General features: G+C 43.5%; 20 protein-coding genes. 19 read left to right on the top strand and 1 reads right to left on the bottom strand.

Going from position 1 to position 22,844, the window contains the following annotated elements; all coding sequences use genetic code 11:
- The first annotated feature begins 173 nt into the window (after positions 1–173).
- From LZ23_RS19220 to LZ23_RS19155, 14 genes are all read left to right on the top strand, one after another.
- Complete coding sequence (locus LZ23_RS19220) at positions 174–617, top strand: DMT family transporter (protein WP_045216848.1); 444 nt, start codon at positions 174–176, stop codon at positions 615–617.
- A gap of 131 nt (positions 618–748) precedes the next feature.
- On the top strand, positions 749–2,008 hold the full coding sequence (locus LZ23_RS19215; protein WP_045216846.1) for a glutamate-5-semialdehyde dehydrogenase: 1,260 nt from the start codon (positions 749–751) through the stop codon (positions 2,006–2,008).
- A 30-nt stretch (positions 2,009–2,038) separates the two neighbouring features.
- The gene (gene ligA, locus LZ23_RS19210) at positions 2,039–4,063 is read left to right on the top strand and encodes an NAD-dependent DNA ligase LigA (RefSeq protein ID WP_045216844.1); all 2,025 of its coding nucleotides are present in this window, start codon (positions 2,039–2,041) and stop codon (positions 4,061–4,063) included.
- Between the two features lie 126 nt (positions 4,064–4,189).
- Positions 4,190–4,972, top strand: a complete 783-nt coding sequence (dapB, locus tag LZ23_RS19205) for a 4-hydroxy-tetrahydrodipicolinate reductase (protein WP_045216843.1) — start codon at positions 4,190–4,192, stop codon at positions 4,970–4,972.
- Positions 4,973–5,025: 53 nt separating this feature from the next.
- Positions 5,026–5,586, top strand: coding sequence for a DUF4390 domain-containing protein (locus LZ23_RS19200; RefSeq protein ID WP_045216841.1), 561 nt, complete (start codon positions 5,026–5,028; stop codon positions 5,584–5,586).
- 146 nt (positions 5,587–5,732) lie between these two features.
- Positions 5,733–7,955, top strand: a complete 2,223-nt coding sequence (locus LZ23_RS19195) for a sensor histidine kinase (RefSeq protein WP_045216839.1) — start codon at positions 5,733–5,735, stop codon at positions 7,953–7,955.
- Between the two features lie 217 nt (positions 7,956–8,172).
- The gene (locus tag LZ23_RS19190) at positions 8,173–9,105 is read left to right on the top strand and encodes a response regulator (RefSeq protein WP_045216838.1); all 933 of its coding nucleotides are present in this window, start codon (positions 8,173–8,175) and stop codon (positions 9,103–9,105) included.
- A gap of 78 nt (positions 9,106–9,183) precedes the next feature.
- Complete coding sequence (locus LZ23_RS19185; protein ID WP_045216836.1) at positions 9,184–10,830, top strand: MBL fold metallo-hydrolase RNA specificity domain-containing protein; 1,647 nt, start codon at positions 9,184–9,186, stop codon at positions 10,828–10,830.
- Positions 10,831–10,906: 76 nt separating this feature from the next.
- Positions 10,907–11,467, top strand: coding sequence for a 16S rRNA (guanine(966)-N(2))-methyltransferase RsmD (gene rsmD, locus LZ23_RS19180; RefSeq protein ID WP_045216834.1), 561 nt, complete (start codon positions 10,907–10,909; stop codon positions 11,465–11,467).
- A complete protein-coding gene (gene coaD / locus LZ23_RS19175; RefSeq protein ID WP_045216833.1) occupies positions 11,452–11,964 on the top strand; it encodes a pantetheine-phosphate adenylyltransferase in 513 nt (170 codons plus the stop codon). The genes rsmD and coaD overlap by 16 nt, the downstream gene beginning before the upstream one ends.
- A gap of 2 nt (positions 11,965–11,966) precedes the next feature.
- Positions 11,967–12,929 (top strand): tRNA (adenosine(37)-N6)-dimethylallyltransferase MiaA, encoded by a 963-nt coding sequence (miaA, locus tag LZ23_RS19170; RefSeq protein WP_052507530.1) that lies wholly within the window; start codon positions 11,967–11,969, stop codon positions 12,927–12,929.
- 58 nt (positions 12,930–12,987) lie between these two features.
- Positions 12,988–13,827 (top strand): TP0624 family protein, encoded by an 840-nt coding sequence (locus LZ23_RS19165; RefSeq protein WP_045216831.1) that lies wholly within the window; start codon positions 12,988–12,990, stop codon positions 13,825–13,827.
- A gap of 98 nt (positions 13,828–13,925) precedes the next feature.
- Entirely contained in the window at positions 13,926–14,837 is a 912-nt protein-coding gene (locus LZ23_RS19160) for a hypothetical protein (protein ID WP_045216830.1), read from the top strand.
- 546 nt (positions 14,838–15,383) lie between these two features.
- Positions 15,384–15,953, top strand: coding sequence for a CDP-alcohol phosphatidyltransferase family protein (locus LZ23_RS19155; RefSeq protein ID WP_232300545.1), 570 nt, complete (start codon positions 15,384–15,386; stop codon positions 15,951–15,953).
- Positions 15,954–16,049: 96 nt separating this feature from the next.
- On the opposite strand, the gene LZ23_RS19150 is transcribed toward LZ23_RS19155, so the two are convergent.
- Entirely contained in the window at positions 16,050–16,259 is a 210-nt protein-coding gene (locus tag LZ23_RS19150; RefSeq protein ID WP_045216827.1) for a twin-arginine translocase TatA/TatE family subunit, read from the bottom strand.
- A 213-nt stretch (positions 16,260–16,472) separates the two neighbouring features.
- Here LZ23_RS19150 and LZ23_RS19145 point away from each other — a divergent pair, with 213 nt between their 5' ends.
- The 5 genes from LZ23_RS19145 (at position 16,473) to LZ23_RS19125 (ending at position 22,772) form a co-directional block, all read left to right on the top strand.
- A complete protein-coding gene (locus LZ23_RS19145; protein ID WP_045216826.1) occupies positions 16,473–18,086 on the top strand; it encodes a rhodanese-like domain-containing protein in 1,614 nt (537 codons plus the stop codon).
- 806 nt (positions 18,087–18,892) lie between these two features.
- Entirely contained in the window at positions 18,893–19,258 is a 366-nt protein-coding gene (locus LZ23_RS19140) for a hypothetical protein (protein ID WP_045216823.1), read from the top strand.
- 72 nt (positions 19,259–19,330) lie between these two features.
- Positions 19,331–20,116 carry a hypothetical protein gene (locus LZ23_RS19135; RefSeq protein WP_157493331.1) on the top strand — a complete coding sequence of 262 codons (786 nt, stop codon included), beginning with the start codon at positions 19,331–19,333 and terminating at the stop codon, positions 20,114–20,116.
- Positions 20,117–20,520: 404 nt separating this feature from the next.
- Positions 20,521–21,093: a helix-turn-helix domain-containing protein gene (locus LZ23_RS19130; RefSeq protein ID WP_045216820.1), complete on the top strand. Its 573-nt coding sequence runs from the start codon at positions 20,521–20,523 to the stop codon at positions 21,091–21,093.
- Between the two features lie 23 nt (positions 21,094–21,116).
- Positions 21,117–22,772 (top strand): AMP-binding protein, encoded by a 1,656-nt coding sequence (locus LZ23_RS19125; protein ID WP_045216819.1) that lies wholly within the window; start codon positions 21,117–21,119, stop codon positions 22,770–22,772.
- Positions 22,773–22,844: the final 72 nt, after the last annotated feature.

The following is a 22,844-nucleotide window of genomic DNA, read 5'->3' as shown; positions in this document are numbered from 1 at the left end:
TAAAAATGTGAAAATTGTAACCATTTGAATTTATTATCAAAACGATTCTAGTTACTTGTAAGCTCCTCCCCTGGGCGGCAAGGGGACCGAACCTGTGAGTAACTGTCTTTATAGTGGAGCCTGCATCTTGCAGGCTGCTGGAACTATTCAGGGGGGAAACAACAGGATAATTTATGAAAATATTTTACCTCTTATGGGCTATGGCTGCCGGAATAATGATGCCGGTTCAGGCTGGTGTCAATGCGCTTCTTGGGGCCCAGCTGCGCAGTCCGGTCATGGCCGCTTTTATATCTTTTTTTATTGGAGCTCTATTTCTTGCAGCTGTTTGTCTGGCTTTGCGAACCCCGATGCCTGGAATTAACTTACTGTCAAGGCTTCCTCTGTGGATGTGGACAGGTGGTATACTGGGAGCCTTTTTTGTCACTACAACCATCATTCTTGCTCCAAAACTCGGAGCTGTTACTCTGCTGGCTTCACTTATCACTGCTCAAATGGCTGCCTCACTAATTCTGGACCATTTTGGATTAATAGGTTACCCTGTGCAGCCAGTGAGCATATGGAGGGTTGCAGGAGTTTTATTTCTTATTCTGGGCGTAGTTCTGGTCCAGAAATATTAGGGCTAACATAATTTACAGCCATTCCGGCCCACAGCCCAACTGAAACAATGATCTTGAATTAGGCTGAAGGCTGAAGATCCGGGTCATGATCATTATTGCTTTTGTCAACATGTATTTTAAGGAGGTTATGTATGACAATAAAAGAACAGGTAGAAAATACAGCTTTTCAGGCCCGTAAGGCGTCAAGACAACTATCCTCTGCTGAAGGTGCAAAAAAAGACAAAGCGCTTCTTGTGCTTGCCGATCTTTTACGTTCAAGTCAGAAAGAAATAACCGCAGCCAATGAGGTTGACCTTGAACAGGCCAGACAAAACAGTTTGGACAAGGCCCGCCTTGAACGCCTTGAAATTACACCGGCTGTAGTTGAATCCATGGCTTCAGCCTGTGAAGAAGTTGCTGCCATGCAGGATCCTGTTGGGGCCATAGATGGAATGATCAGAAGGCCCTCTGGAATAATGGTAGGTCGGATGCGGGTTCCTCTCGGAGTTGTGGCCATAATTTATGAGTCAAGGCCCAACGTGACTGTTGACTCAGCTATTCTTTGCCTCAAGGCAGGAAACGCTGTTATATTAAGGGGAGGTTCTGAAGCTTTTAACTCCAACAAATGTCTGACAGGGCTCATTTCTCAGGCCTTGAAAGCTGCCGGACTGCCTGAAAATGGTGTAGTGGCTTTGCCTACTGCTGACCGGGAAGCTGTAAAGGTTATGCTCAAATTAGATGAATATATAGATGTTGTCATTCCAAGAGGCGGGGAAGGGCTTATCAGGGCTGTGGTCAATGATGCCACCATGCCTGTGCTTAAGCATTATAAAGGGGTTTGCCATATTTATGTTCATGAAGATGCTGACGCAGAGGAAGCTTTGGATATAATCTATAATGCCAAAGTTCAGCGTCCGGGAGTCTGCAATGCTTTAGAATGTTTGCTGGTCAACAGAAAAATAGCCGGAGTTCTGCTTCCCATGGTTGCTCAGAAACTTGGCCTTAATGGAGTGAGATTCAGGGCTTGCCAGGAATCCATGTCCCAGCTCGGACAGACTGCTTCACCTGCAACAAACAAAGACTGGGGTTATGAATTCTTAGATCTTATTCTTGCTGTAAAGGTGGTTGGAGATCAGGATGAGGCTCAGGACCATATTGCACAATATGGCTCTAACCATTCAGAAGCCATTTTGACTAAGGATTATAATGCGGCCATGCGTTTTGTTCGTGAAGTTGACGCGTCTGCAGTACTGGTAAATGCTTCCACAAGATTTAATGACGGCGGACAATTTGGCCTGGGAGCTGAAATAGGAATTTCCACTTCCAAGATTCACGCCTATGGTCCCATGGGCATCAAAGAGCTTACCAGTACCAAGTTTGTGGTCTACGGACAGGGTCAGGTCAGGGCTTAGGCGCTTATTAATTTAACAGGCAGAATTTTTATGACAGATACTTCTGTGAATAGAGTTCAAGCAAGGATATCTGAGCTTAGAAAACTCATTGAGTATCACAATCACCGCTATTATGTCCTTGATGATCCAGAGATCACTGATCCAGAGTATGATCAGCTTTTTCAGGAACTTGTGGAGCTTGAGGAAAAGTATCCTCAATTTGCCGATCCTGACTCACCGAGCAGAAAAGTTGGTGGTGAACAGACTTCAGCCTTTGCTCCGCGCTCTCATACCATACCTATGTATGGCCTTGAGAACAGTTTTTCCATTGAAGAAGTGCAGGCTTTTATCAACAGAATCAGAAAGCAGCATCATGATACAGAGCCTGAATTCTGGGTAGAACCAAAACTGGATGGCCTTGCAGTGGAGGTGATATATGAAAACAAAGCCTTTGCTGCTGCTTCCACGAGAGGAGACGGCCTTGTAGGCGAAGACATTAGCAACAATATCAGAACAATCAAAAATTTGCCATTAAAGCTTGTTTCCACACATAATATGCCGGATTATCTTGAAGTGCGTGGAGAAATAATCATGCGCCGCAATGATTTTGAAAAGCTCAATGCGCTCAAAATGGAGAAAAATGAGAAGGTTTTTGCCAATCCTCGTAATGCGGCAGCAGGATCTGTGCGGCAGCTGAACCCTTCAGTTACTGCATCGCGTCCGCTTTTGTTTTTTGCATATGGCATTGGTACTGCCAATTTCAAGGACGGCTTCAGGTGGACTGAGCAAAGCATGATCAGTCATGATTTGAAGCAGCTTGGCCTGCCTGTAGTTCCCCAGGGTACCATCTGTGCCGATATTCATGAAATTCAGAACTATTATGAGAAGCAGCTGTCACAGAGGCAGGATTACCCGTTTGATATCGATGGCCTGGTAATTAAAGTCAATGCCATCTCCATGCAGCAGCACCTGGGCTTTACTGCACGATCTCCACGCTGGGCCGTGGCATTTAAATTTCCGGCCTCACAGGAATTCACAAGGCTAAAAGATATTCACATCCAGGTGGGCAGAACCGGAGTATTGACTCCTGTTGCTCTTCTTGATCCTGTCAATGTCGGAGGAGTAATGGTTGCAAGGGCAACCCTGCATAATGAAAATGAAATCAGAGTCAAGGATTTAAAAATCGGAGACATGGTGGTCGTGCAAAGAGCCGGAGATGTCATTCCAGAAGTAGTACGGCCTCTAAAAGAAAAAAGGACTGGTCAGGAAAGGGAATTTGTATTTCCTGAGATTTGCCCATCCTGCGGAACCAGGGTTGCAAAATTAAAAAATGAAGTCGCCTGGAGGTGTGTGAACGCATCCTGTCCAGCCAAACTGGAGCAGGGTCTGATACATTTTGCAAGCAAAAAAGGTCTGGATATTGATGGTTTAGGTAAAAAATGGATCAATATCCTGATTAACAAAAGTTTGGTCAAAAGGATTACAGATGTTTTTCGTTTGAAAAGAGATGATCTGCTTTCCTTAGACAGGATGGGTGAAAAATCTGCTGAAAATCTAATTAATGCTATTTCTGCTTCCGGGCAGAATGTTACCTTGGACAGACTCATAAATGCCCTGGGGATCAGACATGTTGGAGAACAAACTTCCAAAGTTCTGGCCAGGAAATATCACAGTCTTGATAAGCTGGCTCAGGTTCATGAACAGGAATTACAGAATATTCAGGATATTGGTCCGGAAATGGCTTCTGCCATTGCTGAATTTTTTAGAAATCAGGATAATATTGAGCTTTTGGCTGAGCTTAAAGCCCTTGGAGTCTGGCCTGAACAACAGCAGGAACATTTGATTGCCGCGCAGTTGGAGGGAAAAAAGTTTCTATTTACCGGAGGATTGGCCAACATGACCCGGGATGAAGCCAAGTCAAGGGTGGAGGAAGCTGGAGGCAAGGTTGTGAACTCTATTTCCAGGAATGTTGATTATGTGGTTGTGGGAGATAAACCAGGATCGAAACTGCAAAAAGCCCGCAATTTGAATTTGGAGATTATTGATGAGCAGGGGTTGTTGAATCTGCTGGAGTAATCCGGGGCCAGGGGGCATAGACGCTAAATTTACGAGAATGACTATGGTTTAAGTCAGCGCTTATGGGTCCGGGGGGAATAGCTATAAATTTAACTGCCTACTTGCAAAAAAATAAGGAGATAATCCATGAAAACAAATATTGTTGTAACAGGTGCTAAAGGCCGAATGGGAACGACCATTGCCGGACTTGTCAAGCAGAACCCTGAACTTAGTCTGGCCGGTGTTGTTGAAAGACAGGGTAACGTTGAAGGCCTTGAGCAATATAACTGTATGGTAAGTGATAATCTGCATGAACTTCTTACCAAGAATGAGAATTGTGTTGTTATAGATTTTACATCTCCTGAAGTCAGCATGGATGTTGCCGCAATCTGTGCTGATACAGGAGCTGCAGCAGTAATGGGAACTACCGGTTTCAGTTCTGAAGAGCTTGAAAAACTGGAAAAAACAGCCCGGCAGGTCAGGCTTTTCTGGGCTCCTAATATGAGCGTAGGCATCAATGTTCTACTCAGGATATTACCAGAACTTATCAATATGCTGGGGGACAAGTACGATCTCGAACTTATGGAAATTCACCACAAATTCAAAAAAGACGCCCCTTCAGGCACTGCGCTGAAGCTGGCTCAGGTACTGGCTGCCAGTCAGGGGCTTGACCTTGATGAAAAAGGAGTTTTCTGCCGCAAGGGTATTATTGGAGAAAGGCAGGAATCAGAAATTGGAGTGCAAACTCTGCGCGGCGGTGATGTTGTGGGTGATCATACTGTTTACTTACTTGGTCCTGGAGAAAGAATCGAGGTTACGCACAGGGCTCACTCCAGAGAAACTTTTGCTCAGGGTGCCATCAGGGCTGCCAGCTGGCTTGTTGAACAAAAGCCTGGTAAATTATATACAATGGCTGATATTTTTGCTTGAGAAGCTTCATTAATTTCTGTTTGCACAGGGTAAATCTTTCAATACTTACGATTATGAAATTTAGATATATACTCATTTTCCTGGCAATCTTCTGTTTCAGCCTGCTGCTTCCTCAACGTGGAAGTGCGCAGAGCCTTGAGCTTTCGAGCTTTGTCATTGATACCCGCGGAGAATACCTTACAGCAAGGTTTTCCATTGATGTTGAAGAATTTAATTACATGAAATCATATATAGACAGTGGCTCCAAGCTTGCCATTATCTATGACGTTAAGCTTCTGAAAAAAAGGATGTTTTTTCCGGACTTTCCATTATCCTCTCAGCAGCATGAGGTGGGACTGGAAAAAGATCTGCTTAGCGGACAATATGTTGTGCTTTATCCTGATGAGCGCAAAACTATGGACAGTTTTGAAGAATATGATTTTGTAAAGATATTTGAAGGTATTGATGTCCCGCTTGCCCCTCTGATTGAACTTGAACCAGGACGCAAGTATGTGGTCAGGATTCAAATTCGTCTCATTTCCAAAGGGGTTCCTAAATGGATAAAAAGGACGCTTTTTTTCTGGTCATGGGATTTGGCTAAGGCAATAAGGTACGAAATGGAATTTTCTCTGTAACTTTATTACGAACCTTGACCACAACCCAGGTTAAATATTTGAACCATTAAAACACAATGGGCACAAAGAAGAAAGTTCCCCTTGCCAGGTGAATCCTTATAAATACACCAAAAGGGGCCCTGTGGAACTTTTGAGTATACGAATAAATGGCTGACAATTCCCATACCCACACTGCCTCATGGGCCAGAGAAAAAAGAAAAAAACGCCGGGATCTTCTTCTTGCGCTTGGTGCGGTGGCCTTGATAGGCATGCTCACCTGGATTGAACTCCAATACTTCGGGGTTGACTCCTACCTGTTTCTGGCCTTTTTTAATCTCAATTTTATTCTTCTGCTGCTTGTGCTGTTCCTGGTGGCTCGTAATGTGTTCAAGCTCATTATTGAACGCAGGCGCAAGGTGCTGGGCTCAAAACTCAGAACCAGGCTGGTTATGGCCTTTGTATCTCTGTCCATCGTTCCTGTTTTATTAATGTTTTTCATAGCAGTGCGTTTTGTTCAGACATCAGTTGATTACTGGTTTCAGGAACAGGTTGCCAGTTCCATGACTCAGTCACTGGAAGTGGGTCAGATATTTTATAACTCTGTTAAAAAAGGCCTTGAGGTACGTGCTGAATCCACCATCCAGCAGATTCGTCAGAATGAATATCTTTGGGGTGGCAGGGGAATGGATAATTTTCTCAGAGCCAAGAAGCATGATGAGCATGACCTGACTCTCTTGGGAGTCATTAATGCAGAGTTGAAGGAGCAGAACTGGCATGCCACCCAGGAATGGAACATAAGGTGGCCTGATCTAAAAGCTGCTGTTCCCTGGTCGGATCTCCTGCAAAGGCCTGTCTACTGGTCTGGGATGTGGTCAGGTGAATCAGGAGATCTTGTATTGGGGGTAATGCCTGTTGATGATGCCAGGACTGGCTTTCTGATAATTGGGCAGACAGTTGATCAGGGCCTTTTAGCCAGGCTTGAAGGTATTGTGCGAGGTATTGATGAATACCGCAAACTGGAAACTATAAAATATCCTCTTAAGGTAGCCCTTTATACCATTCTTGGAGTTATTACTTTATTGATAATTTTTGGTTCCATCTGGTACGGATTTAAACTTTCCAGAGAAATTTCCCAGCCGGTTATGGCTCTGGCTCAAGGTACGGAGCGCATTGCCAAGGGTGACCTTGGTGTCCGTCTTGAGGATCAATCAGACGATGAACTTGGAATGCTGGTTCGTTCTTTCAATAAAATGGCCATGGATCTCGAAAAAACCAGGAAGAATCTGACAGAAGCAAATGCAATGCAGGTGGCCCAGAACGAAGAGCTCGAGGCTCGGGGGCGATATATGCAGGCTGTGCTTGATAATATAACAGCCGGAGTTATTTCAGTTGATCAGGAAGGTAAAATCACCACTGTCAACAAGGCTGCAGAGTTCATCCTTGGCCTGGACAGCAGAAAACTTACGGGGTGGCATCCCCTGGACCTGGTGGGTGGAGAGTATGGAAATTTAGTCAGGGACGTACTGAATCAACTAAAAGATCTGCCGGAATCCCAGTGGCAGAGACAGTTAGATATTGAAGTTCATGGCAGGATGGTCAAAATTCTGGTAAATGCGGTAATACTCAGAGGAGAAAAGGGTGATATTTACGGGATTGTGGCTGTTTTTGAGGATATAACAGAGCTTGAGAAAATGCAGCGCATGGCTGCATGGAGAGAAGTAGCCCAAAGAATCGCCCATGAAATCAAAAATCCACTGACACCAATCAAATTATCCACACAAAGGTTAGATAAAAAATTTTCGGCAATTATTTCAGACAAGTCTTTTACTGAGTGCACCAGCCTTATTATCAGGCAGGTTGAGAATCTGCAGCAGATGGTCCGAGAATTTTCAGCCTTTGCCAAGCTCCCTGAAGTAAAAGTCAAACTTGACCGTTTGGATACATTATTAGAAGAAGTTGTTTCCATTTTCAGGCAAAGCCATAGAAAAATAGAATGGAAATTACAATTTATCTCCGAAATTCCAGAATTTAATTTTGATCGTGAAGCCCTTAAAAGAGTGTTCATGAACCTTCTGCTCAATGCAACTGAAGCTCTGTCCACAAGAAAGCAGGGTAAGGTAGAAATTGTTGTAGATTATGACTTTCAGCTCAAAAGAGTATTTGTGGAAGTGGCTGATAATGGACCTGAATTGACTTCAGAAGAGAGGGCCAGAATGTTTGAGCCTTACTATTCCAGCAAAAAGGAAGGAACCGGTCTGGGGCTGGCCATTGTCAAATCAATTGTTTCTGATCACGGCGGATATGTCAGGGTCAAAAGGAACAAGCCGGAGGGCTCTGTATTCGTTGTTGAACTGCCGGCTGTTACAAGCCAGCAGATAAAAGAGGCTTAAAAAAGGTAATAGTCTGGCAATTTGCATGTGGTATGGTGAATGGGGACTGGATTTTCCAGTTCCCGATTGTTTAAAGTAGAATAAGTTTAAAGCCTCGTTTGAAGCTCAAGTGGGTCCGGTATTGCCTGTTCCCGGTGGCCGATGCAGTAATTAACACAAAATGTCGCTGCAGTGCTAAAATATTACAAAAAAAGATGTAAAAATTACTTTTGAAAAAATGATCCATACTATCCTGATTATTGAACCTGATAAATATGAGGCTCGGGAGATTGTCCGAGACCTGCAAAATTTAAATGTGCGCACGGTTGTGGTGCATTCCCATTTTCAAGCTCTAACTCTTTTGGAGGATGAGTACTATGGCGTCATACTGGCCTCAATGGATCAAAATGGCCTGGACGGCCTGGATTTCTGCAGAATCCTGACTAAAAGGCTGGTAGAAGAGGGCAGGGAGACACCGCATATAATCCTGATGGGCCATGAATGGCAAAGAGAGTCCATCGTTGAAAACATGGCAGGTGCTGATGATTTTATCATCAAACCATGGCTTTCCAGTGAGCTCAGATGGAGAACCAAAAATGGTCTGCGCAGGCTTGATGAGTTTTTAAGATTAAAAAATATGATTTATTTTGATCCTGACAGCAATGCCCTGAACCTGGCAGGATTAGAAAAAGATTTGCGAAGTGAGGTCAATCGTCTTGGCCGGAAAAAGGGCTGGTTGTCTGTTGCTGTTCTTGATTTTAATGGACGTGAATGGCTGGAAGCCAGTTTGAGTCCGGATTTTGTGGATCATGCCAAAAAAGAAGTGTTGCGCTTCTTAAGTAAATCTTTGCGAAATTACGATCGGGTAGGTCGCATTCATCAGAATAAAATATGCATTATGTCAGGGGACTGTGATTATGACTGCTTTTCTGGACTGCTCAGCAGGGTTTTCAAAGCGGTAGAAGGGATGAGTATAGGGGAGTTTGCTTCCGGTCCAATGGAGTTCTCTTTGTGCGGAGTGTTCAGGTGCGTTATGGTGGACGCAGCTTTTGGCGACAGTGAAAAGTGTTTTTCACACTTGTGGCAATGGATCAACAGCCAGGGGGTTTTGCCGGATGATCTTTCAGGCAGGGCTGTTTATCTTGGAAAAGAAGGTTTCCAGGATATATAGTCTAATGCGGGCTGTGCCCACAATCCGATTCCAGTTACTTGTAAGCTGTGCTGAGGTAATATATTTAAGGAAGTGAATATGAAAGTCAGATTTTTAGGAGCTGCCAGAGGGGTTACCGGCTCATGCTACATGATGGAAGTTCAGGGAAAAAGATTTGCCGTGGACTGTGGACTGCACCAGGGCAACAGTGAGATTGAAAAAAGAAACTGGAACATTGATCTATACGATCCTGCCAGTATCAGCTTCATAATGATTACCCACGCCCACATTGATCATTGCGGACTGCTGCCCAGGCTTGTGCAAAAAGGGTTCAAAGGTAAAGTATATGCTACTCCACCAACTGTGGATCTATTGGAGATCATGCTCACAGACAGTGCTTTTATTCAGGAAATGGAGGCGGAATGGAAAAGCAAGAAACTTTCCAGGCATGGGAAGCCGGGTGTAATGCCACTTTATAAATCCGGTGATGTTTTTAAAGCCATGAAACTGGTCCATCCTGTGGAGTACAATGAAGAGTTCTCACCTTGTAACGGGGTCCATGTTCTATATAAGGATGCCGGCCATATCCTGGGTTCATCCATTATAGAAATCCGCATACAAGAAGAGAATGATAAAAGGGTCAAACTGGTTTTTTCCGGAGATCTGGGACGTCCCAATCAGCTCCTGGTTCGCAATCCCAGTTATTCTGAAGTGGCTGATTTTTTATTTATGGAATCAACCTACGGAAACAGGGACCATAAGAACGAAGACCAGAGCCGGGACGAACTTCTTGAAGCTGTTAATTACAGTTATAATGAGGGGCAAAAGGTTATTATTCCAGCCTTTGCCCTGGAAAGAACTCAGGAAGTCCTTTATTCCTTCTATCTGCTTCATAAAGAAGGCAGGCTTCCAGAGGATATGCCCATCTTCTTGGACAGTCCTCTAGCCATAAGGGCTACCCAGATATTCAGCAAGCACTACAGCTATTTTGACTCCAAAACCAGGGGGTTTTTTAAGGCTGGCGAAGATCCCTTGAAGCTTCCAAATTTAAAGCTCATGGAAACTGCTTCTCAGTCTATGAGTATTAATACTTATAAGGGGCCGGCCATTATCATATCAGCCAGTGGAATGGCTAATGCAGGCCGGGTTAAGCATCATCTTCGACACAATATCTGGAAAAAGGGAGCAAGTATAGTCTTTGTAGGCTTTCAGGCCAAAGGCACTCCTGGACGAAAAATTGTGGACGGAGCCAAAACAATCAAAATTCTCGGTGAAGAACTGGCGGTAAAGGCCAGAGTTTTCACCATTAATGGATTTTCTGCTCATGCTGGTCAAAGCCATATCCTTGACTGGCTTTCGCACTTCCAGAATCACGGCATGAAAGTTTTTCTTATGCATGGAGAATATGAAAGCCAGAAAGTACTGTCTGAATTAATCAGGGAGAAATTTGATCACGAAGTGCATATACCTGAATATCTTGAAGAGTGCCTGCTCAAACCCAACAGAGTTTATGAGTCGAGAATGGAGCCTGGCTTAGAATCGCCCAGAATCAATTGGGACTATGTTCTGGAGGAGTTGCAGGGCAAGGTCAGCAGACTGGCTGATAATAAAAATATCGTCAGTTCCAAAAGCTGGACTGAACAGGTGGAAATGCGTGATGATGCCCTGGAAGCAGGAACGATCTTGTCCAAAATAATTTCCTCCTTACATCTTGCTGACTCAGATTCCAACTCTACTGATAATTGATTAAAATTTTATGTCAATTACTTTAGTAAGTAACCCAAAATCATGGGGTTTGACTGCAAAACATGATAAGTAATGAATGAGAATTATTGCCGGCAGCCTTAAAGGCAGACAGCTTAAAACCGGATCTGGTCCTGGTTATAGACCGGCTACAGGCAAGGTCAGGGAAGCTCTTTTTTCCATGCTTGAGGCACCTGGCCTGGTCTGGGAAACAACAAGAGTGCTGGACTTGTTCGCGGGTAGCGGTTCTCTGGGTTTTGAAACATTAAGCCGTGGAGGGAGCCAAGCGTTGTTTGTTGAAAACAGTGCTTCTGCCTGCGCATTGATCAGGCAAAATATTGCCTCCTTAAGCCTTGCAGACGGTAAGGCTCAGGTAATTAAAAATAATGTTTTGAGCTTCTTGAAAAAGTCAGATCATGGAGAGTTTGATCTGATTTTTGTTGATCCTCCTTATGGAAAAAATATACTTGAACCAGTAATGCAGTCTTTAATTACAGGATCACATGTCAAGCATAATGGCTTGATTTGTGCGGAAATAGAAAATGATCCAAACATTAATGTACACTTTTCAGACCATCTTTTATTACTTAAAGATAAAAGTTATGGACAGACAAGGATTCTTATATGGAAAAAACAGTAAAGTCTGCGGTTTATCCGGGTACTTTTGACCCCATGACCAATGGTCATGTAAGTTTAATACTGCGCGGACTGGATATATTTGATGAAATTCTGGTAGCTGTGGCGTTGCATTCTCCCAAAAATCCTCTGTTTACTCTGGATGAAAGAGTGGAGATGGCAAGGGAAATATTTGATGGCAAGGACAGGATAAAAGTTGAGCCATTTGAAGGACTGCTGGTGGAATATGTAAAAGAAAGAAAGGCTGTTGCCATTTTGCGCGGCATGCGGGCTGTAGCGGACTTTGAGTACGAGTTTCAGATGGCATTGATGAACAGACGTCTTGATCGGAATATCCACACAGTTTTTCTTATGACTGAATATAAATGGCTTTATATCAGTTCTACCATTATTAAGGATGTTGCCCGTCTTGGGGGGGAAATAAAAGGACTTGTCCCGCCTAATGTTGAAAAGAGGCTTTATGCCCGATACGGTCATCAGCCCAAAGATAAGATATCTTGAATATGAATGATCAGACGAGTTTGAAGGGTGGTGCCCTTGCACAACTTCTGGAAGAAAAATTTGAGATAGTATGTATACTTGGACCAACCGGCAGCGGCAAGAATGATCTGGCCTTGGAAATGGCCGGTAAAATTCCGTTAGAGATTATTAACTTTGATTCCAGACAGGTATATGCCGACCTGCCTGTTGTTACTGCTCAACCCTCACCGGAAGAACAGCTGATTTGTCCTCATCACTTATATGGTTTTCTTAACCTGTTTGACCGGGTCAGTGCCGGAAAATTTGTAGATATGGCCACTCAGACCATTGCCACTGTTCATGAGCGTGGCAATCTTCCAGTTCTTGTTGGGGGAACTGGTCTTTATCTACGTTCATTAATATACGGTCTGGCTGATATTCCTCAAATATCTCCAACTGTGGCTGAAGAGCTTAAGAATCAGCTTGAAAAATATGGAGTTGAACCCTTAAGAGATGAGCTGGAAAGAGTAGACCCTGAATACTCCGCCACAATAAGCTCTAAGGATAAACAGAAAATATCCAGAGCACTGGCTGTTTTTAAAACTACTGGGGTTACTTTTTCCCAATGGCATAGAGATCAGAACAAGACTCCGCGTTTTCAAGCCCTCAAAATCGGCATAACAAAAGGCTTGACTGAACTTGCCCCCTGGCTCAGGTTGCGCATTGATAAAATGATGGATAAAGGTGCTTTGGACGAGGTTGGCAGGGCTTGGAAAAAATCCGGATATAATGAAAATTGTCCTGCTTTTTCAGGTATTGGCTGTCGTGAAATAATCAGTTTTTTGAAGGGAGATGCAAGCCTGGAACAGGCCATGGACAACTGGTATAAAAGTACCAGGGCCTATGCAAAAAGACAGCTTACCTGGTTTAGAAAAGATCACAATGTTCACTGGCTTGACCATGAAGAAATTCAAAATATATACAAGCTGTTCAACAACGAGGCTTAACGGACTGGAAACGTTGCACGTTACCGGCGGTCCGGGTTAAGGGTGTAAGGAAATGGCGATGAAATTCTTTTTTCTGTTTTTTTTCTTTTTTGGCTGTGTAAGCACCTTATCAGCTCAACAGGGGGTTGTGGATGATAGTTTTATACAACGTTATGAAGCTACCAGGGTGGATTGGACACAAAGCAGGATCTTATCAACAGGAGTATCCTCTTTCACAAATTCAGGAGAAGATGTGGCCCAGAAATCTATTCTGGCAGAGCGGCAGGCAAGGATCAGGGCAACCAGAAACCTTTATGATGATTTAAACCGGATATACTTAGATTCTTCCAGTACTGTCGGCGAAATCGCAGACAATGATCAGAGAGTCAAATCTTCCCTGTCCCATTTGACCCGTCAGATTGTTGTTGCTCATCGAACAAGGGTTCCAGGTTCCAGGTTTCTCAAGGAAGTTTATGTAGTTCTTGACTTGCAGGACCGTGAAACAAGACATTTCATACCTGAATTGTTTTTTGTCTCGCCTGAATCAGGGGTCAAGAGTACTTCTGAATCAGTGTTAGCCGGACAATGCAGAGTTTTTATAGACACGGCTGATGTAGATATTTTCCCAGCTATAGTGCCTGCAATAGTTGACGGTCAGGGCAGCATGCTTTTCAGAGCATCCACTCTGGGGCCGGACAGGGCAAACACCAAAGCTTTGATTAACTATATTCGCAACACAGATTCAGCAAGATTTTTCAGGCCGGCACTGCCTGACGGACAGACTTTGTGGCTGAGGGCAATGGGAGCACATGGCGATAATAATACAGATATTATGCTAAGCGATGAAAGCTCTGAAAGGTTTGTTGAGGCCTTGAGCAGGAGTGCGGATGGTTGTAATGTTACTATTTTGATGCCCTGATATGAGGCGGCTGGAAACGTAATTCACTGTTGTTTCTCAAGTTCCTTGTTAACTCTCAAGTTATTTATTTCTTTGATATAAAAATCAGGTGGTTGTTTATGATAATTACTTTGCCCAGGGCAAGTGTTTTAATGATGTCTTTTTTACTAATTCTGTTAACCGCTCCAGCTTATGCATGGCAGGCAGTGACGGTTGAACTGAGAGTTGATGAGGAAGCCTTGCTACAAACCTCAGCATCACAGTTGCGGGATAGAGCCTTATCCATGGGTTTCCAGAAAGCTGTGCGTCAGGAAGTAGTCAGGATTATGCCTGAACCTGTGGGTGAAGACAGGCTCTCATCTCTGATGAAACATATTGATGATGTGGAAGCGCTTGTTCAGGCTTATCGTGGTGTTGTCTGGAATGAACATGATGCTGGAATGGACTTGCAAATGCAGGTTCTGCTGGAAACTGAAACACTGAGAAATATTTTGCAGCGAATCGGGATCTATTATACTGGTTCAACACAATGGCCGTATGACCTGAGCACAAGGGGGGCTTCTCCGGATGACTTTGCCAGGCTGATGGAACTCCAGATGGTAACAGGAGTGGTGGTTGATTCTGAAGCAGGGACAAGCCTGTCCCTGAACCGATCTTTAGAGACAGGCTGGACTGGAACAATAGCATACGGCTCGCATAAGATGAGCGCTTCAGGCTATGACCTTTCTAATGTATGGTTTGACCTCTGGGAATTTATTTTTTCCCTTTCTGACTTTGAAGCCTTTTTTGTGGATACTGTTGTGCTGAATACAAACGGGTGGACAACTATGGACAGCATTCATAGTTTTGATACTTTGCTCAAGGCATGGGAAAGAGAAATCGAGTATGGAAAGATTATTTCTGTTACTGCCGGTATTCCTGACCTGGAAGCAGTCTGGATAGTTCAAACCTTGAGTATTGACTCTCTTCAAGCCAGGCTTGAGGGCTACTTTTCCGGCAGGGATATTAAATTTGAAATTTCTTTACCATAACAGCACTACAGCGACATTTTGTGTAGATTATTGCCTGGCCACCGGGACAGGCACTTTTGCCGACCTCAAATCGTAAAAAACAGTCGGAAAATCCGGCGGCAAATGATCCAGTCCCCTTACAAGTAACTAGAATAGTTTTGATAATAAAATCAAACGGTTAAAATTTTCATTTTTTTCGATTTTTGCTTATGATTGATGCACATTTGCCTGAAAAATTCCGTCAAAGATGGGAACTTTGCGCCTGGCACAGCTTCCTGCCCGGAGGCTTACAGCCCGGAGGGGGACTGTCCCTCGCTGTGTAGTTTTTTTCATCAAAGCAAATTTCTTTCAGGAACCAATGCAGCATCAATCTTTTTTATAGTACCTCGCGGGGACTGTCCCAATTTCCAACCGGGTGTTTGCAGGATGCAGGCTCCACTTTAAAGACAGTTACTCGCAGGTTCGCTCTCGGTCCGCCCGGGTGAGGAGCTTCTAACCTTGAATAAAGTCTCGCTGTAGTAATATAGTGTTTACGCTGAGCTTTGAAAGTTTGCGAGGATATTTAAATTGCGATATAAAATGAATGCCTTTTATGATTCCAACTGGACTATCCCCAATGTGCTTACAGTTTTGAGGATATTTATTACACCGGCATTTGTAGTTGCTTTTTTTGGAGAAAATTATGTTCTGGCGTTGGTCCTGTTTATAACAGCAGGAATTACTGATGGTCTGGATGGATTTCTGGCCAGGGTGCTGAATCAGAGATCGCGTCTCGGTGCAATGATTGACCCTCTGGCAGACAAATTTTTACTGCTTACTGCTTTTGTCTGTCTAGGAGTCCAGGGCTGGGTGCCTTTCTGGCTTATTGTCGTGGTGTTTACCAGAGATCTAATAGTTATTGGCGGGCTTTTTGTCCTTCATCTCTATGGTGTGAATGTTAAGAATAAAATCAGCCCCACCATGGACAGCAAGTTAAACACCTTTTTTCAAATAACCCTGCTCCTTGTAGCAATGGTGGCCCATACATACGCCATATCCGGGCTGCTTACTCTAACCGCTTTTCTGGTCTATATTGTAGGCTTTTTGACAATTTTTTCTGGCATCAGATATGTTTTGATCGGGTTCAGCTTTTTATAGACAAGGCAACAGGCAATTCAGAGTGCAAAAAAATGTGAGTAATAACGGTAAAAACTAAAAAACCGGGGATAACCCCGGTTTTTTAGTTTGCTTGTATCAGCTGTCTTCTTTTTTCTGAGTCTTGTTGCTGGCCTCTTTTTTGTCTTCAGGAGTCACATCAATTTCTTCAGGCTCAGTAGTTGCTTTTTTGAAGTTCTTGATGGCCTTGCCCATGCCAGATCCAATTTCAGGTAGTTTGTTAGCCCCAAATATAACCAGGATTATTACCAGGATGATGATTAACTCGGTCATTCCTATACCAAACATATTATTGCCTCCCTCGTGTTGCAGATTGTTTGGCTATACACTTAGGAAAAAATACGGTCAAGAAACATCTTCAGGGCGGAGTAAATTTCAGGTTGTGTTTTTGGGGTCAACTGATATTGTCAATAGTCGGGGGCATTCTTGTGTCTCAGGAGAACATTGTGACGGGATGCCTTTGCTGGTACTTACATTTAAATCATTTATCGGTGGAGAATAATGAAAAGGATTGTAGTTGTTGGAGAAGGATACCGTGCTTCCAAGGTTGCGGCTCTGGCTGCCAGAAAGTACCCCAAGGCAGATTTACTCTGGGTTTCTGATACGTCAATGGATAAATATCCCTGGGAACTCCTCAGTTTGCTCGTCAGGTCTAAAACATTGCCTGATGAATGGTCAAAGCTGAGGGCTGCCCTGAAGGTTGACTTTGAGAATCACCAGAAAAGTATTGGGCTGATACCCAAAAAAATTAAAAGAGTTCGAATTGACCCTGCAGAAAGGGAGATATCCTTTTTATCTACTATTGGACACATGTCTTATGTTATTGATAAAGCCCTGGTGTTGATCCCCTGGACTGTCAGGTCTAAAATGCCTGTGCCCGATAATGCGCACATCTGGCCTTCAGACTCTTGTATTGATTACCTCGTGCATAACTGGGAGTCTCTAACCGACCCTGTGGTTTTTTCTCAGGATCTAAGCCTTGTTCAGGTGCTGGTGCGGGGTGGAAAAAAATTCTGCTGGATAAGATCTGAAGATGTTTTGAGCCCCCAAATGCAGTTTTTCTTAGATCAGAGATTGAATGGTATCGGGATCAAAACTGTTAAAGCCAAGTCTCCAGATCACTGGCAGGAAGCACTGGAAACAAGCGGTTATAGTTACAGGGACAAACAGATTTTTTTGCCAGGTGAATATGATTGCGATACCACTAAGCTTGCTGCCTACGGACTGAATGCTGAATCTTCAAACCTGCAAAACCCTTCAATCATTCAATGTAATCCTGCATCAGTAGCTCTTAATCCATTATATGGCCAGGATGATATACATTTTGGCGAAGGGCCTGAATCAGCTGTTTCTCAGACTTTAAAAATGGCTGAGGCCGCACTCAGGGATGAAAGTTTCAGTTGTTCATTTGAAAGAACAAAATTCTGGAATATGGGAGACTTGTCGGTTGCAACTTCTAATGCTGGTACTCAGGAGCTTAGAACTGAAAAACAAAAGACTGAATTTGCCCTGGCATGTGACAGGGATAATATCAGTAAAAATGCCAAACATGCTTTAAACCTGGTAATAAATAAAGACAGTAAGTTGATTCTCGGCTTGGAAGCAATAGGTCCTGAGGCGTCGAAACTGGCGGGCCATGCTTCCTGTCTCATCAGTTGCCAGGCATCTTTAGAAAAAATGCAGGAAGTCCAACTGCCCTGGGATGATTTGGGTGTTAATCCTCTTTTCAGGTGCGCCAGGATTCTGGAAAACAAGTTGAGTCCTGGTATTTTCGGCATCACTCCTGACGAGTTAAAAGAGTCAGCAGATAATGGTGTTGAGTTTTTTCTGTTAGATGTAAGGGGCAGTGAACAGTTTTCTCTGAACAGGATTCCTGGAGCTACCAATATTCCAGTGGAGCAGTTGAGCAAAAGGATGATGGAAATCCCCAGATTTACCCCACTGGTGCTTTACTCGCAGACTTCTGCCAAAGCCTACTCAGCTGCAAGGCTTCTAAAATCCAAGGGGGCGAAGCAGCTTTATGTGCTGGATGGTGGTTTGGACATGTATACCCTGGAAATAGATTACTCCTTTGTTTCAGAGGACAGTTGTATCGATGTATGTACTACCTGTTGAGGACAGGAGGCAGAGGTCAGAGGTCAGAAGTCAGAGGTCAGAAGTCAGAGGTCAGGGGGCAGAGATTTATGGCTTACAAGTAACTACAGTTGTTTTGCTAACAAAATCAGACGGTTACAATTTTCATATTTTTACGATTTTTGCTTATGAATGATGCACATTTGCCTGAAAAATTCCGTCAAAGATGGGAACTTTGCGCCTGGCACAGGGACTGTCCCTCGCTGTGTAAATTTTTTCATTTAAGCAAATTTTTTCCAGGAACCAATGCAGTATCAATCTTTTTAAAATACCTCGCGGGGACTGTCCCAATTTTCAGAAAAGTGACAGATTCGTAAAGTTACTCGCAGGTTCGGTCCCGGGCCGCTCGGGTGAAGAGCTTACAAGTAACTACAATCGGATACCCAATAAATTCAGAATATTATGGTTTTACCATACAGATTACTTCGGTCGCTTAGGCTTCCTCGTGGGTGACAGGTTTTGCGCAACAACATCCCTGACAGCTCAGCTGTCATTGCGAGCGAGTCTTTTTACCTCGTTGAATACACGCAGTGTAGGCGCAGCCATTCAACTGGGGCGAGCGCGGCAATCTCAAACACGCTAAGGCTGTTTTTATTGTTCCCAGGCTCCAGCCTGGGAATACCTCTTTTTTTGTGGCTCCAACCACATTTTGAAGAAGCGGCTGGAGCCGCAAGAGTAAGACGTCCCCAGGCTGGAACCTGGGAACGAGTGGTATATATTACTCGCAGGCTCGGTCTCGGGCCGCCCAAGTGGGGCGCTAACAAATAACAAGTAATTGATTAAGTTGAATGGGAAAAGTAACAACACTTCCAGCCCAGAATTGCATTTATTATAGATTCGGGTTTTGTGTTTATGAGGAAACCCTTAATCCGGGGTTTGATGTTGAATCCAGATGTCTGGTTCTCATGGAGCTTGAGGAAAAGTATGATCACCTGTTGTCCCAGGCAGACAATTTTGATCTCAACCAGGATCAGGTGCATAAAATCTGGGTTTCACGATTTGGAGAAAATGTGATGTGGGAGGATTTTTGCAGGGCGTATATGCCAAGAAGCAGAGATGATGACCGCTGTTCTTCATTGTTTGGCAATGCATGCATCAAATTATTTCCAGAGTGCGGCGGGAGGTGTCCGCATTATATGCCTGAAAGATGTTGAAGGCTCACTCTTAATCACATTCAATCATGAACTATTAACTGTCTGATATGTAAGTTAATTATATAAGAGGTTATGATGAATAAAAAGTATCCGGTGATTGTTCATTTTCCCTATATGCTGCAAGCCATGGTGCCGGAACCTGTCAGGCATCTGGCCAAATTTCTAAATCCAGGCATTGATGAGTCCTTGTCAGGTACTTATACTCCTGACAATCTTTTTTTAGATCAGAAGGAAGCAAAGTCTTTTTTGACTCAATGTTCTGAATTTGGTGAACAGTTTAAAAAACCTTCGGACATGGCCTGGCACGGAGTAAAAAAAACAGATGATTTTTATTCAGATACTTCCCTTGCACTTCGTTGGGAAATATCAACCTATGGCCAGGATAACAAGATGTCTCAGGAAGACCATGATCTTTTGAAAGCTCAGCAGTTGATGCTTTTGGAATATGTCTATGAACAAAGAGTGACTGAGTTGCAGGATATCAATTCCAGTCTTGGACAATCCTGGCAGGAGTTTGATCAGGCTCTCGGTATAGAGCGTGATGATGAACTATTTAAAGATCTTGAAAGGGGTGCTGTACTTACCAGTTCCTATCACAATTTCAGGAAATTTATCTGGGCTTTTACCCGACTTGTTCAGGATGATGCCTGTTTTCTTATCTCAGGAGATGAAATTCAGGCAGAACTTGAAGATATGGGGGTTGACTGGATCACAGCCAGTCCTGAGAAATATTTTTCTGTTTTTCCAGAAGGCATGAACCTGGTGTCAGGTACATTGAAGCCCTGGACCAGAAATGCCTTTCCTGACCATTACAAAGAATTTGTTTGTTTTTTGAGTGTATCACAGGCTTCTAAGTAACTATAATCGTATTGGTAATAAAATCAGATGTTTACAGTTTTCATATTTTGACGATTTTTGCTTATGATTCATGCACATTTGCCAGAAAAGTTCCGTCAAAGATGGGAACTTTGCACTTCGCACAGGGACTGTCCCTCGCTGTGTAAATTTTATCATTAAAGCAAATTTCTTACAGGAACCAATGCAGCGTCAATCTTTTTTATAGTACCTCGCGGGGACTGTCCCAATTTCCAGAATAGTGACAGACTCCTAAAGTTATTCACAGGTTCAGTCCCGGGCCGCCCGGGTGAGGCGCTTAAAAGAGGCTAAGCTGTTACAAAGAGTGCAATAAATCCAAGATATTGCACGATAAATTTTGACTATTTGGACAGGTTAAATTTATTGGGAAATTTAAGGGAGGACGAATGATCAAGGAAAAAATTGGGCATAAGATCAAAAAGTTCAGAGAACTGGAAGAGATAACTCTGGACGAACTTGTTGCAAGAAGTGGATTGGATAAAGATTACATAGCAGCTATTGAAGATGATGATATGTATCCCTCTCTCGGGCCGCTGCTGAAAATTGCCAGAGCTCTTGGTACCAGACTGGGAACTTTTCTGGATGATACCATCAGCCAGGATCCCTTGATAGTAAGGCTGTCTGAAAGGCAAGAGGAAGAGTCTTTGCTCAAGGGCAAGGAAAGACCGGCTGCGCTGCGTTTCTTTTCTCTTGGCAAAGGAAAGAGCGATCGGCATATGGAGCCTTTTTACATAGAAATTTTTCCTGTATCTGATGAGGAAAAGAAGCTTTCATCTCACGAAGGTGAAGAGTTCATTGTAGTTATTTCCGGTGAGCTTGAGATAGTCTATGGGCAGGAAACCCATGTACTCAAGACCGGAGACAGTGTTTACTATAATTCCATTGTTCCGCACCATGTATCTGCCAGAAACAATGAAAAAGCGGAAATATATGCTGTTTTGTATTTCCCTGACCAATAATCCAATAATCCGGAGTTTAAAGAATGTGGGATAAACCTTTACGCGAAATCACACTTGGCCAGCTGCTGGACGAAACAGTGGAAAAGCATCCTGATAATGATGCTGTAATATATGTGGACCGCGACTACAGGCTTACATATAGTGAGTTTGCCGATGTGGTAGACAAGCTGGCCAAGGGTCTAATGTCTATTGGGGTGGAGAAAGGCGAAAAAGTGGCTATATGGGCAACCAACGTACCTTACTGGGTTGCTTTGCAATTTGCTACAGCCAAAATCGGTGCTGTGCTGCTTACTGTCAATACTTATTACAAGAAGCATGAAATAGCTTATCTTCTCAGACAGTCTGAATGTGAAAATATTGTTATAATAGACGGATTCAGAGATACAGACTATGTACAAACTGTTTACGATTTATTACCTGAACTGAAAACCCAGCAACGAGGATATCTTAAAAGCAAAGAATTTCCCAATCTGAAGCGTGTCTTTTTTCTTGGACAGGAAAAGCACAGGGGGATGTACTCCATTCCTGAAATCGTAGCTCTTGGAGGAATGATTAATGATTCCCAGTATTTAGTCAGGCAGAAAAGCCTTGATCCTCATGATGTGGTTAATATGCAGTATACTTCAGGAACCACAGGCTTTCCCAAGGGGGTGATGCTTACTCACTACAATATTCTTAATAATGGCTACTGGATTGGTGAGAACCAGCAATTAACTCATAAGGACAGAATTTGCCTGCCTGTTCCTCTTTTTCACTGTTTCGGGTGCGTTCTGGGTGTGCTTGCTGCTGTGAGTCATGGCTCGACTCTGGTCATTCTTGAAGGTTTTAACCCAATTTTGATTATGACCTCAGTGGAAACCGAGAGATGTACGGCTTTGTACGGAGTGCCTACGATGTTTATTGCTGTCCTGGAGCATCGACTTTTTCACAAGTTTGACTTCAGTTCACTTCGTACCGGAATAATGGCCGGCTCACCCTGTCCCATCAAGGTGATGCGTCAGGTAATGGATCAGATGAACATGAAAGATATTACCATATGCTATGGACTGACTGAATCATCTCCAGTAATGACCCAGACCAGAGTGGACGACAATATTCACAAGAGGGTTGAGACAGTGGGCAGGCCCATGCCTGAGGTTGAGGTCAAGGTTGTTGATCCTGAAACTGGCGAAGAAATGGCAGCCAACGAACAGGGTGAGGTTTGCTGTCGTGGGTACAATGTTATGAAAGGTTATTACAATATGCCGGAAGAAACCACTAAAACCATTGATCAAAATGGATGGCTTCACTCAGGAGACCTGGGGGTAATGGATGATGACGGGTATCTAAGCATTACCGGACGCCTCAAGGATATGATCATTAGGGGAGGTGAAAATATTTATCCGAGAGAAGTTGAAGAATTTCTCTACACCATGGAAGGTGTTCAGGATGTTCAGGTGGTGGGTGTGCCCAGTCAGAAATACGGAGAAGAGGTGGGTGCTTTTATTATCCTTAAAGAAGGCTATTCTTTTGCTCCAGAGGATGTTCGTGATTTTTGCAGAGGCAAAATCGCCAGATATAAAACACCCAAGTATGTTGCATTTGTTAAAGAATATCCCATGACCGCCAGTGGAAAAGTTCAGAAATACAGGTTGCGCGAGATGGCGTTAGAGCATTTTCCACAGGCAATGAAGCAGTAGTGGTATGGATAGTAAGTTCTGGTCCCTGCGCCGCCAGGGTTAGACAATTATAAAAACTATTGAATTAATCTG

The organism is Desulfonatronovibrio magnus (assembly GCF_000934755.1).
Taxonomy (GTDB): Bacteria; Desulfobacterota; Desulfovibrionia; order Desulfovibrionales; family Desulfonatronovibrionaceae; genus Desulfonatronovibrio; species Desulfonatronovibrio magnus.
This window is presented reverse-complemented; position numbering and strand designations above follow the sequence as displayed.